Origin of the sequence: Candidatus Thioglobus sp. (assembly GCF_028599055.1) — a bacterium.
Lineage (GTDB): Bacteria > Pseudomonadota > Gammaproteobacteria > PS1 > Pseudothioglobaceae > Thioglobus_A.
The window spans coordinates 1-11,983 of sequence record NZ_JAQRMS010000032.1; the positions used below are offsets into that span (position 1 = coordinate 1).

Below are 11,983 nucleotides of genomic sequence, written 5' to 3' on the forward strand. Positions count from 1 at the left end.
ATCTTCTTCATCAATGTATTGATACCAAACATTATCTGGATACACCACAGCCACTGGCCCGTGCTCACACCTGCCTAGACAGCGAGATTCACTAATACCAATTTTACCTTCGCCCATTTGTTCGGCGTCTCGACACTTATCCTTGGCATAACGATACATCGCTTTGGCGCCAAGTTGCGAACAACATGACTTACCGTCTTTACGTTGATTATTGCAAAAGAAAATGTGGCGTGTGTAGTAATTCATTTGATTATTTTAACTCAAGGGTGTTTCTAAAAGAATTTTTGGCGAGTATTTTTCTTTTCTGCAAGGCGACTTCTGAAAAAGACGATTGAACATAGGTGCAACTATGAGATTGAGTCTTTTTTAGAATCTAACACAGCAGAAGAGGATAAAGACGAAGTCAAAATTGCACGTTGATAACAGTGCTTTTTATCAATGTTTGTTATTTTGGCGGCTAATTTTGCCGCTTTTGAGGCGCCCATTTCAGTGAGCAAGATAGGCAATATTTTATCCAGCTGTTCTTCGCCCTGGACTTTGCTGTCTTTATCAACTGCAGAAATTAACACCACAAACTCGCCTTTCTGATGCGTTACATCTTCTTGTAGATAATTTAGTAAGTTTGGGATATTATCCGTTTTTATGGTCTCAAACGATTTGGTTAACTCTTTAGCCAAACACACAACACGCTCATCACCTAGCACGGCCAATAAATCTTGTGTACACGCCAAAATACGTTTGGGCGATTCATAAAAAATAGCGGTTTGATCAATGTGTGCAATGGCTTGAATGGCTTTGAGTCTGGCTGACTTTTTACTGGGTAGAAAGCCAAAAAAACCAAACCTATCAGTCGCAACACCTGCCGCACTCATGGCACTAATCATGGCACTTGGGCCAGGAATGGGTGACACGTTAACACCTGCTTTTTTGGCTTCACGCACTAACACATAGCCTGGATCGCTAATTAGCGGCGTACCAGCATCACTAATCAGTGCGATATTTTGACCGGCTAAAACCGCCTCTATCACTGCTTGTGCTTTGTGAGTCTCGTTGTGCTCATGAAAGGCCTTCAGTGGTGTGCTGATCTCATGATGATTAACTAAGGTTTTTGAATGGCGCGTATCCTCTGCCAAAATGACATCAACTGACTTTAGCGTATCAACCGCTCTAAACGTGATATCATCAAGATTTCCAATAGGGGTAGCAACAATATAAAGCGTTCCAGACATGTTTAGTTTTAAGCGAAAAATTGGCAATCAAGCAGAGCAACTCGCCCTCGACCATTTAATAGCGCATGGTCTTAGTTTGATTGAGCAAAATTATCTAGCGCGTTTTGGTGAAATAGACATCATTATGCTAGATGAGGTTGAAAAAGTGTTGGTTTTTGTTGAAGTTCGCTATCGAAAAAATACTGTCTTTGGCGCTGCTACCGATACCGTTGATCATGCCAAACAACTAAAAATCATTCGTACAGCGCAATACTATCTACAACAACACGCTGAGTTTGAAGAATATATCTGTCGGTTCGATGTTGTTGGACTAGAATCTGATTTAAAATATCCTAAAATTACTTGGATTAAAGACGCTTTTGAGGCTTAAACAATTATGAAAAAAATCATTCTTTCCGCACTTTTATTGACCAATACTTTTTTACTTAGTGGCTGTCTGCCCGTGATTCAAGGCGCCTCAACTGTTAGCACAGTTATTACGGTTAGCAATGATCGACGCACAGCCGGCGAAGTGTTAGACGATCGAACAATCGCTTTCAGACTATTTGCATGGCCATCTACAGACGTAGCGTTAGAAGATGCCCATTTAAATTTTATGGTGTATGACAAAAATGTACTGATCACTGGCGAAGCAGCTTCTAGTAACTTACGTAATTACGCTGCCAAACAGGCACAATTACAAGACGCTAAAATTACCCAAGTATTTAACGAGATTAACGTTGGCCCAAATAGCGGGCTACTCAGTCGCGCTAAAGATTCAGCCATCACCTTGCAAGTAGAAGCTTTATTTCATGACCAAGAAGTGTTTCACCCAACTCACATACGTGTGATGACTGAAAATCAAACCGTGTATCTAATGGGCGCTGTAACCAAACGTGAAGCCGACAAAGCGGTTAAAGTAGCGAGCAAAGCCAAAGGTGTAAAAAAAGTGGTTAAGCTGTTTAAGTATTTAAAAACGCGTCCAGCTGCTGAAATTGAGCGTGATCGCCAACGCGAATTAGCCGCACAGAAAGAAGCTGAGTTGAGAAAGCAACAAGCTGCACTTGACGCGCAAAAAGCCAAACTCAAACAAGAACTAAAAGCCTTGGGCGGTAGTGCAGAAGGCACCCCTTTCTAGTTTTGTGCTACTCGCTTAACAGGTGAGAAAGAGAATCGGTGCTGGCCACTAATAGCGCCATATTGTTTGAGCGTCTCCATGTGTGCTTTAGTGCCATAACCCTTGTGTTTAGCAAAACCATATTGAGGATACTGTTGGTCTAGTTCTGCCATTTGCCTGTCGCGCGTTACTTTGGCAACAATCGATGCCGCTGAAATTACTGGTTCAGTTAAATCACCCTTAACAATTGCTGTGCAATTCTCAAGTTCTGGACAACGATTTCCATCTACCAATACTTGATCATATTTAGTGTTTAAATTTTCTACAGCGCGCTTCATAGCTAGCATGGTTGCTTGCAGAATGTTGATTTCATCAATCTCTTGTGGGGTTGATTCGCCAACCGCCCACTGACATTGCTGGGTAATAAGCTCATAGAGCGTTTCGCGCTTTTTTTCACTGAGTTTTTTAGAATCGGTTAATTCGGGCAAATCAAAATCTTGGGGAAGAATAACCGCACCCGCAACCACCGAGCCAACCAATGGCCCGCGGCCCGCTTCATCAACACCAATAATAACTAATTGACTGGCCATTTATTGGTATCGAAACATATCAAGCCCTTCGATATCTATTTCTGGTGTTTCGCCAGACACAATGGAATTGATAATTTTCCCTGATCCTAGGCTCATAGTCCATCCAAGTGTGCCGTGTCCTGTGTTCAATAATAAATTATTGTAAGGCGTTTTGCCAATAATTGGCGTGCCATCAGGCGTCATTGGACGCAATCCTGCCCAAAGATGATCATCAGGCACTTGTTCCACTGCCTTTGGAAATAGATCTTTCAGAACAAACTGAGTAATACGATCACCAGATGCTGACAGGGTTTTATCATAGCCTGTCAATTCAGCAATGCCAGCAACGCGTACAAAATCTCCCAGTCTTGTGATAGCAACCTTATAAGTTTCATCCATGAGCGTGCCTTGTGGCGCATCCAGATCACGCTTAACAGGCATGGTAATAGAGTAGCCCTTAACTGGATAAACCGGCAAGTGTATGCCCAGTGGGCTCAGTACGTCTGCAGAATCACTGCCCAAAGCAATCACATATTTATCTGCCGTGTAATCACCTTTATCCGTTTGAATGCCGGTAACTTTTTGACGGTCAAATTTGATTTTTTCAATGCTCACATTGAAGTCAAATTTAACCCCCATTGCTTTACACACTTGAGTTAAGTGGCTGGCAAATAAGAAACAGTTAGCGCTTTGATCTTCAAGATAACGCAACCCGCCTGTTAATTTATCTTTAACATGGACAAGCGCTGGCTCAGCTTCAATACAGCCTGCAACGTCTAGCTTCTGATACTTAACCTGATAAGCATCAAGCACCGCCATGTCTTTTTGTGCCGCTTCTAATTGCGCCTGAGTTCTAAAAACTTGTAACAATCCATGGCTTCGAAGCTCAAAATCAAAACCATGTTCTTTTACCACCTCGGCAATTGCTTGTTTTGAATATTGCGATATTCGCACCATTCGAGATTTATTAATTTTGTAACGGCCGGCTGTGCAGTTTTTTAAAATTTTAAACAAAAATTTAATCGTCAACCAAGTTAGTTTTGGATTGATAACTAGAGGCGCATATTTGGCCACCAGCCACTTCATGGCCTTGATTGGAATTCCTGGACCCGCCCAGGGCGATGACATGCCGTATGATAATTGCCCTGCATTGGCAAAACTAGTGCCCAATGCAGATTCTGATTCTTGCTCAATAACAGTAACTTCGTGGCCAGCTTTGGCCAAATAATAGGCAGAAGCAATACCTATAATGCCACTACCCGCAACGATAACTTTCATCTATTCCGAGCCACAAAAAATCGCATTATGCTACTTGCTATCAAGCGCCTTGAAACCGATATCGGTTCGATAATAAGCCGTAGGCCAGTCAATTTTGTTTAGTAATGCATAGGCGTTGTCTTGTGCTTGTTTTGTGTCTTTTCCTAGTGCTGTTGCGCATAAGACTCGACCACCACTACTAACAACATCATTGCCATTCATTTTAGTGCCTGCATGGAAAACTTTAGCTTCGTAACTGTCTTGTGGCAAACCAATAACTTCTCCTGATGGATAGGCATCTGGGTAGCCGTTGGCTGCCAACACAACACCCATTGAGCTACGCTCATCCCACTCAATATTAGCCTCATCAAGTTTTCCTTTGGTTGCCAGTAGACTTAGTTCAGCCAGGTTTGACTTTAAGCGCATCATAATTGGTTGTGTTTCAGGATCGCCGAATCGGCAATTATATTCCAACACTTTAGACTTTCCTTGAGTATCAATCATCAAGCCGGCGTATAAAAAACCGGTGTAACTATTACCTTCTGCAGCCATACCGTCAACGGTTGGTCGAATAACACTATCCATAACATTTTGGAAAATTTCATCGGTCACAATTGGTGCAGGCGAATAAGCGCCCATACCACCGGTATTAGGGCCTTTGTCGCCGTTATCGCGAGCTTTATGGTCTTGAGACGTTACCATTGGTAAGATATTTTTGCCGTCTACCATGACAATAAAACTGGCTTCTTCGCCCACTAAAAATTCTTCAATCACCACGCGTGAACCCGCTTCACCAAAACGATTACCCTCTAGCATATCATTAATCGCATCCGCCGCTTCTGTTTGCGTATTGGCAATAATAACCCCTTTTCCAGCGGCTAAGCCATCAGCTTTAATAACAATTGGCACGCCTTTTTCTTCAACATATTGTAGTGCGGGAGCCACTTCGGTAAACACATCATAGTAAGCGGTTGGAATGTTATTGCGCTCAAGAAAATCCTTACAAAAAGCCTTTGAACCTTCTAATTGTGAGGCGGCTTCTGTCGGGCCAAAAATAGCCAAACCCTGTGCTTGAAACTGATCAACCACACCAATAACCAGTGGCGCTTCGGGGCCCACAATAGTAATGTTGATTTGATTATCTTGTGCAAATTTAATGAGCCCGTCAATATCTTCAGCGCCAACATTAACATTGGTTAGTTTCTCTTCTAACTGCGTACCCGCATTGCCAGGTGCAACGAACACTTCTGTTACTTCATCAAATTTGGCACATTGCCAAGCCAGTGCATGCTCACGACCACCCGCACCAATAACTAAAACTTTCATATTTTTTCCTATACGTATTCTTCGATAAATTCTCTAAATTTCTTATGTGACATAATCTGCGTTCCATCGCAGTTAAACGACATAGAAATGGTCGAGTTAAATAAATTAATAACGGTCGAGCGCAGATAATAGCCGTCCAAATTTCTAAGTGCTGGAATATGATCGATGATATATCTCAGCTCATCTTCATCGGTTAACTGCTTCATAATTTGGTTACGGTCATGAAAGGCTGCTTGCCACTCATCCGAAAGATAATCAAACGCTGGATCATGCTCTAGCATTTCATAGTAGCGCTTAATCAAGGCTTCTTTTTCATCCAAAGCAATCATGCCAAAGTGATGAAACACGTAGTCTGGCTCTAATAGATCTTGCGCCAAATGAATTTCAACATTAAACGGGTCAAATACAGAGGAAGTTTTGATCTCGCCGTTGTTAAGGCCAATGACAATACGAAAAACACCGGTAGACAGCAGCAAAAATAAAATCACTTCTAGTAAATCGTCAATATTTTTATCAACAATATTATGCGTACGCTCTCGATTATAAACACTGTCCTTTAAGCTTTCGTCACCCTTAACGCTGCGCATTAGGTTTTCATCAAACCCGTAGCCAACTAAAGCGCTTTTTTTCTTATTTTCTGTGTTCATATGACAAATTATAGATTAAACAAATAATCGTTTGGGCTTAATACCGCCATCTTCATCAGGCTCACCAATGCCTAAAAACACTTGACTTTGATCAAACAATTTAACCTTATGTGACAGGCCTTGCCTGTCACATAAAATACTTCGACCAAATCTAATGTCCTTAGCTTGTTGTGCATTAAGCGAAATACTTTCAATGTCTGGCAGCATATCCTCAGTGGCAAATATTTTCTCGTCTAGTAATTGATAATCATCCGTGGCCAAGCCTTCCAACTCTGAGAATTTAATGGTTTGGGCAATATCAATATGAGTAAAGCCCGTACGCCTAAGTTCAATCACATGCGCACCACAACCTAATTTATCACCAATATCTTGTATTAAGCTACGGATATAAGTACCTTTAGAGCAGCTAACTTCAAGGGTAACAACACCTTGCTCATAGCTAATAAAATCGATATTGTGAATGGTGATTGGGCGCGGCGGTCGCTCAACATCAATACCTTGTCTGGCTAGTTTATACAAAGGCTGTCCATCTTTTTTGAGTGCCGAATACATGGGCGGAACCTGTAAGATATCGCCTTGAAAACTCATGACTGCATCGATAATTTCAGCTTCTTTTAAATGTTCAAATGCTTGTGTTTTAACAATTTCACCTTCAGAGTCAAGTGTATCTGTCATCTCACCCAGTTTGCCACGAACAAAATAGCGCTTGTCATCATCCAGTAAAAATTGTGCCACTTTGGTTGCCTGACCTAAGCAAATTGGTAGTATGCCGCTGGCCAACGGATCTAGACTGCCCGTATGCCCAGCTTTCTTAGCAAAAAAAAGTCGCTTTACTTGTTGCAGGGCAGCGTTTGAACTTAGGCCGGTGTCTTTGTCCAAAAGCACAATGCCATTAATTTCTCTGCCTTTAGGATTGCGCCGTGACATGGCTATAAGTTATAGTTTAGATAATAAATCATCAATCCTGGCACCGGTATTAGGTGCAGGATCAAAGATAAATCTCAAGGCTGGTGTATGACGCAGATCAACGGTTTTGGACAATCTTGTGCGAAAAAAACCTGCTGCTTTTTTAAGCAAAATATCAACCTCTGCCTTATCTTCTGTTGCCACGGTGTAATAAACCTTGGCAGCACTTAGATCGCGACTCGTTAACACGTCAGTAACAACCACGCCACTAAGGCGCGGATCTTTAGTTTCATTTTTTAATAAGGTAACCAGTTCACGACGAACAAGCTCGTTAATACGTTCAATACGAAATGAGTCTTGTTGTGCTGGCATGAATGCTTAAAGTGTACGCGCCGTTTCAACACGCTCAAATACTTCGATCTGATCGCCCGGCTGAACATCATTATAACCAGCAACACCGATACCACATTCTGTACCTGATTTAACCTCTTTAACATCGTCTTTAAAGCGTCTTAATGATTCTAATTCACCTTCATAAACCACCACACTATCACGCAAGACACGAATTGGCGAGTCTTTTCTAACCACACCTTCTTCAACCATACAACCTGCAATATCGCCCAATTTCTGTGAACGGAATACATCCTTAACCTGAGCAATACCAATAATATTTTCACTGAGTGCTGGACTTAACAAGCCACTCATAATCGCCTTCACATCATCAATTAGGTTATAGATAATTGAGTAGTACTCAATGCGCACGCCTTCGCTATCAGCTGTCTTACGTGCCACCGCATCAGCACGCACATTAAAACCTAAAACCAGCGCTTCTGATGTTGCTGCCAAGGTAATATCGGTAGTATTAATGCCGCCCACGCCGCTTGACACCACCTTAACCCTAACCTCGTCGGTAGATAATTCTTCTAATGCCTCAACCAGCGCTTGCGCTGATCCACGAACATCCGATTTAAGTAATACATTAACCGTTGACACATCGCCTTCTTCCATCTTCTGTAAGAAGTTATCCATCTTAGAGGCTTGTTGTCTTTGCAATTCAGCTTCACGTTCCTTGGCTTTTCTAAAATCGGCCACTTCACGTGCTTTACGCTCACTTTCTACTACCAATACTTCGTCACCAGAATTTGGCACACCTGATAAGCCTAGCACCTCTACCGGGGCAGATGGGCCAGCTTCTTTAAGCACCTTGCCTTGGTCGTTAACAATTTGCTTAACCTTGCCGTATTCTAAGCCGGCAATCATAATGTCGCCTTTTTTCAACGTACCTGATTGAACTAGAATTGTCGTCACTTTACCACGGCCTTTTTCTAAACGGGCTTCTAGCACGATACCGTTTGCTGGTCCTTTAGTAACTGCTGAAAATTCTAACACTTCTGCAGTTAGGGTAATGGCCTCAAGTAGTGCATCAATACCTTCACCCGTGTGGGCCGATACTGGCACCATCATTACATCACCACCCCAATCTTCGGAGATGACGTCATGCGTAGAAAGCACTTGCTTAATCTTGTCAAGATCTGCGCCTTCTTTATCAATTTTATTAATAGCAACAATTATTGGCACACCGGCTGCCTGCGCATGCTTGATTGACTCAATGGTTTGTGGCATCACGCCGTCATCGGCCGCAACCACTAAAATAATAATATCAGTCGCATTGGCGCCGCGTGAACGCATCTTTGAAAATGCTGCGTGTCCCGGCGTATCAATAAAGGTAATTTTGCCGTTATCGGTATCAACTTGATACGAACCAATATGCTGAGTAATGCCACCTGCTTCACCATCAGCAACCTTGGCTTTTCGAATGTAATCAAGCAACGATGTTTTACCGTGATCAACATGACCCATGATGGTTACTACCGGCGGCCTAAGGCTTTCATCGCCCGTTGGCTTTGATTTTTCAACTAATGTATCTTCAACCGTTTCTTCGGCTCTAGCAACACCTTTGTGCCCCATTTCTTCAACCACTAACAAAGCAGTGTCTTGGTCAATCACATCATTTAGCGTTACCATTACACCCATGCCCATTAGCACTTTTAATACTTCACCGGCCTTGGTGGTCATTTTTTGTGCTAACTCACTAACCTTGATTGTCTCTGGCACGGCCACTTCATGAACCACTTTTTCAACCGGCTTCTGAAAGCCGTGTTGTGCTTGTTCATCTTGAGTCTTTTGACTAAGACGAGTTCTGTCTTTCTTTTTCAGTTTGCGGTTTGGATTGTGTTTGGCTACATGCAGCTGTCTACGCCCTGCATTACCACTTGGTGCAGCGGTATTACGCATACGCTTTGGCTTTTTCTCTTCTGCAGATTTATCTTCTTTTGGTTGTGCTGCTTTAACTTCTTCAGTTTTCTTGACCTCTTCCTGCTCTTGTTTTACTGCTGCTTGTTGGCCTTTTAAGGCTTCAGCTTGTTCTTTTTGCAATCGAATCATTTCCAAGCGCTTGGCATCTTGAGCCAATAGTTTTTCATCAGCTTCACGCCCTACTTCAAGTGCCGCTTGCGCTGCAAGGGCTGCTTCATTAGCAACAGGATCACCAGCTTCAATAGGCGCTTGCTTAACGCGCTTTTTCTTAACTTGAACCTTAACGCCGCCACCGGTATTGCTGGTTGTTTTGCTACTAAGCTTGCGCGAAACAGACATACTTGATTTGCTCGATGAACGCTTTGATAAACTGCCCATGAGGATTTTTCTTTCCTCACCAGAAATACTAGAATCTGCTTGCTTACCTTCAATGCCCGCCGATGCCAGAATTGTAATCACCTCATCGGGTGTTTTTTTCAGTAATTTGGATAATGTTTCAACCGTATGTGCCATAATGCTTGCCTATTTTTTGTTGTGATTAAGAGTGCCTTATTGTTAAGTACAACTAATTAATCAAACCACCCTTCATTTTCTCTTGCAGTCATAATAATGCTTGAGGCTTTTTCTTTATCCATTACCTGGATTTCTAACAGTTCATCAATAGATAGCTCTGCCAAATCATCAACCGTGGTGATTTCAGCTTCAATCAAAGCGTCTGCTAAATCTTCATCAACACCTTCAACCGTTGTTAGCGCTTCAGACGCATCTGCATCACCTAATGCTTGTACTAACTGTGCGTCAGCTGCACGTTCCTGCAACTCTTCCACCATAGTGGCGTCAAATTCTTCAATATTTTCTAGTGTATCAGCATCCGCATCAGCAATGTCGCCAACTGATTCAAAACCCTCTTCCAATAATACGCCAGCTACTTCGCTATCTACGCCCAGCTTGTCAGCCAATTTATCACTGGCCTTTTGAGTTTCTTCTGCTTGCTTTTCATCTGCATCTGCTGTTGACATAACATTCAACTTCCAGCCAGTTAAGCGTGCAGCCAACTTAATGTTTTGACCGCCACGACCAATAGCTAAAGCTAGTTGGTCTTCTTCAACCGCAATATCCATTGAGTTACGCTCTTCGTCTACCACAATTGAGCTAATCTCTGCAGGCGCCATAGCGTTAATAGCAAATTGAGCCGGATCTTCATCCCATAAAATAATATCAACACGCTCGCCATTTAGCTCATTAGACACTGCTTGTACGCGTGCACCACGCATACCAATACAAGAGCCAATTGGATCTAGGCGCTTATCTTTTGCCTTAACTGCTAGTTTTGAACGCAAACCCGGATCTCTAGAGCCACCCATAATTTCAATCACGCCTTCAGAAATTTCCGGCACTTCCATTTCAAATAGGGCAATCATCATTTCTGGCGCCGTACGCGAAAGATAAATTTGCGCACCACGTACTGATGATTTAACTTCTTTAATGTAGGCTCTTAAACGATCATTCTTACGCACTGATTCATTTGGAATTAAATCAAACTTAGAAATCATGCCGTCAACACCGCCCATGTCAACATAGACATTGCCGCGATCAACACGCTTAACCGTTACCATGATTACCTCGCCCACACGCTTAGTGTAGTCTTCAACAATCACCTCTCTTTCTGCTTCGCGCACTTTTTGAATAATAACTTGCTTAACCACTTGCGCAGCGATACGGCCAAACGCTTCTGTTTCAATTGGCTCACGAACAAAGTCGTCAATTGCAACGCCGTTCGCATCTTTTTCATAAATGTGTAATTCAGGGTCAAAAGGCGTGCCATCGTCATCAACAAAATTCTCTTTATCGTCGATCACCATCCACTGTCTGAAGGTATGAAATTCACCTGTTTTACGGTCAATTTCAACATGTGCGTCAATTTCTTTACGCTTCTTTGTCGCAACCGCCAAAGCCTCTTCTAATGATTCAAATACATCTTCCTTTGAGATATTTTTCTCATTAGAAATAGCCTCAACCATCAAAAATAATTCTTTACCGTCCATGTTTTTCTCCTAAAAGTCAGCGACCAAGTTCGCTTTTTCAATCATATCAATGTCCAGTGTCACTGAACCTAATTCTGTTACTAGCTCAATGGTGTGATTTAATTCACTCACACTGCCAATCGAGCCTTTAAATTTACGCTGGCCCTCAATGGGTCTAACCATACGCAGCTTAATGTCGTTACCCAAAAAGCGCTGATAATGGCCAATATGAAACAACGGTCTTTCAATGCCTGGCGAAGACACTTCTAAATTATATTGCCCAGTAATTGGATCTTCTACATCAAAAATAGCGCTTAATTGATGAGAAACCTTCTCACAATCTTCAATGCCGATACCGTTTTCCGTATCAATAAAAACACGCAAAATACTGTGCTTACCGCTGGCAATATACTCTATGCCCACCAGTTCATAACCCATGTCTTCTAAGGTTGGGTTAACTAATTCAGTAATTTTTTCTGTTATGTTTGCCATTCAATTCATCTTTTTATACATAACAAAAACCTTGCTAGATAACCGGGGTCTTTGCTAAAATTTTCTAGCATAGTGCTTACTTAACTCTTAATTATTTATGTTTTTACACATAACAAAAACC

General features: G+C 42.2%; 13 protein-coding genes. 2 read left to right on the forward strand and 11 right to left on the reverse strand.

The genetic code is table 11. The features are described from left to right. Nucleotides 1-246: (2Fe-2S) ferredoxin domain-containing protein (locus tag PSN35_RS03495; protein WP_300029489.1), on the reverse strand; the 246-nt coding region annotated here is incomplete at its 3' end. Nucleotides 247-347: 101 nt separating this feature from the next. After that, nucleotides 348-1,229, reverse strand: coding sequence for a 16S rRNA (cytidine(1402)-2'-O)-methyltransferase (gene rsmI / locus PSN35_RS03500; RefSeq protein WP_300029492.1), 882 nt, complete (start codon nt 1,227-1,229; stop codon nt 348-350). On the opposite strand from rsmI, the gene PSN35_RS03505 reads away from it, so the two are divergent. Both PSN35_RS03505 and PSN35_RS03510 read left to right on the forward strand, forming a co-directional pair. Further along, the gene (locus tag PSN35_RS03505; protein WP_300029495.1) at nt 1,228-1,599 is read left to right on the forward strand and encodes a YraN family protein; all 372 of its coding nucleotides are present in this window, start codon (nt 1,228-1,230) and stop codon (nt 1,597-1,599) included. The genes rsmI and PSN35_RS03505 overlap by 2 nt on opposite strands. A 6-nt stretch (nt 1,600-1,605) precedes the next feature. Next, nucleotides 1,606-2,346: a BON domain-containing protein gene (locus PSN35_RS03510; protein ID WP_300029498.1), complete on the forward strand. Its 741-nt coding sequence runs from the start codon at nt 1,606-1,608 to the stop codon at nt 2,344-2,346. On the opposite strand, the gene rnhB is transcribed toward PSN35_RS03510, so the two are convergent. From rnhB to rimP, 9 genes are read right to left on the reverse strand one after another with little or no spacing between them, the layout of a single operon-like run. After that, nucleotides 2,343-2,915 carry a ribonuclease HII gene (rnhB, locus tag PSN35_RS03515; RefSeq protein WP_300029501.1) on the reverse strand — a complete coding sequence of 191 codons (573 nt, stop codon included), beginning with the start codon at nt 2,913-2,915 and terminating at the stop codon, nt 2,343-2,345. The two genes, PSN35_RS03510 and rnhB, sit on opposite strands and share 4 nt — an antisense overlap. Beyond that, nucleotides 2,916-4,172, reverse strand: coding sequence for a D-amino acid dehydrogenase (locus PSN35_RS03520; protein ID WP_300029504.1), 1,257 nt, complete (start codon nt 4,170-4,172; stop codon nt 2,916-2,918). Nucleotides 4,173-4,202: 30 nt separating this feature from the next. Next, on the reverse strand, nt 4,203-5,477 hold the full coding sequence (gene purD / locus PSN35_RS03525) for a phosphoribosylamine--glycine ligase (RefSeq protein WP_300029507.1): 1,275 nt from the start codon (nt 5,475-5,477) through the stop codon (nt 4,203-4,205). Nucleotides 5,478-5,485: 8 nt separating this feature from the next. Further along, nucleotides 5,486-6,124 carry a hypothetical protein gene (locus PSN35_RS03530; protein ID WP_300029510.1) on the reverse strand — a complete coding sequence of 213 codons (639 nt, stop codon included), beginning with the start codon at nt 6,122-6,124 and terminating at the stop codon, nt 5,486-5,488. A gap of 15 nt (nt 6,125-6,139) precedes the next feature. Further along, complete coding sequence (gene truB / locus PSN35_RS03535) at nt 6,140-7,051, reverse strand: tRNA pseudouridine(55) synthase TruB (RefSeq protein WP_300029513.1); 912 nt, start codon at nt 7,049-7,051, stop codon at nt 6,140-6,142. A 9-nt stretch (nt 7,052-7,060) separates the two neighbouring features. Further along, nucleotides 7,061-7,402: a 30S ribosome-binding factor RbfA gene (gene rbfA, locus PSN35_RS03540; RefSeq protein ID WP_300029516.1), complete on the reverse strand. Its 342-nt coding sequence runs from the start codon at nt 7,400-7,402 to the stop codon at nt 7,061-7,063. Nucleotides 7,403-7,408: 6 nt separating this feature from the next. Then, on the reverse strand, nt 7,409-9,859 hold the full coding sequence (gene infB, locus PSN35_RS03545; RefSeq protein ID WP_300029519.1) for a translation initiation factor IF-2: 2,451 nt from the start codon (nt 9,857-9,859) through the stop codon (nt 7,409-7,411). Between the two features lie 56 nt (nt 9,860-9,915). Then, nucleotides 9,916-11,391: a transcription termination factor NusA gene (gene nusA, locus PSN35_RS03550; protein ID WP_300029523.1), complete on the reverse strand. Its 1,476-nt coding sequence runs from the start codon at nt 11,389-11,391 to the stop codon at nt 9,916-9,918. Nucleotides 11,392-11,400: 9 nt separating this feature from the next. Further along, complete coding sequence (gene rimP, locus PSN35_RS03555; protein WP_300029526.1) at nt 11,401-11,862, reverse strand: ribosome maturation factor RimP; 462 nt, start codon at nt 11,860-11,862, stop codon at nt 11,401-11,403. Nucleotides 11,863-11,983 lie beyond the last annotated feature (121 nt).

Bases quoted from the DNA above. Each gene is read 5' to 3' on its own strand.
- PSN35_RS03505 (WP_300029495.1), top strand. From the start codon at position 1,228: ATGTTTAGTTTTAAGCGAAAAATTGGCAATCAAGCAGAGCAACTCGCC.
- rsmI (WP_300029492.1), bottom strand. From the start codon at position 1,229: ATGTCTGGAACGCTTTATATTGTTGCTACCCCTATTGGAAATCTTGAT.
- PSN35_RS03510 (WP_300029498.1), top strand. From the start codon at position 1,606: ATGAAAAAAATCATTCTTTCCGCACTTTTATTGACCAATACTTTTTTA.
- rnhB (WP_300029501.1), bottom strand. From the start codon at position 2,915: ATGGCCAGTCAATTAGTTATTATTGGTGTTGATGAAGCGGGCCGCGGG.
- PSN35_RS03520 (WP_300029504.1), bottom strand. From the start codon at position 4,172: ATGAAAGTTATCGTTGCGGGTAGTGGCATTATAGGTATTGCTTCTGCC.
- purD (WP_300029507.1), bottom strand. From the start codon at position 5,477: ATGAAAGTTTTAGTTATTGGTGCGGGTGGTCGTGAGCATGCACTGGCT.
- PSN35_RS03530 (WP_300029510.1), bottom strand. From the start codon at position 6,124: ATGAACACAGAAAATAAGAAAAAAAGCGCTTTAGTTGGCTACGGGTTT.
- truB (WP_300029513.1), bottom strand. From the start codon at position 7,051: ATGTCACGGCGCAATCCTAAAGGCAGAGAAATTAATGGCATTGTGCTT.
- rbfA (WP_300029516.1), bottom strand. From the start codon at position 7,402: ATGCCAGCACAACAAGACTCATTTCGTATTGAACGTATTAACGAGCTT.
- infB (WP_300029519.1), bottom strand. From the start codon at position 9,859: ATGGCACATACGGTTGAAACATTATCCAAATTACTGAAAAAAACACCC.
- nusA (WP_300029523.1), bottom strand. From the start codon at position 11,391: ATGGACGGTAAAGAATTATTTTTGATGGTTGAGGCTATTTCTAATGAG.
- rimP (WP_300029526.1), bottom strand. From the start codon at position 11,862: ATGGCAAACATAACAGAAAAAATTACTGAATTAGTTAACCCAACCTTA.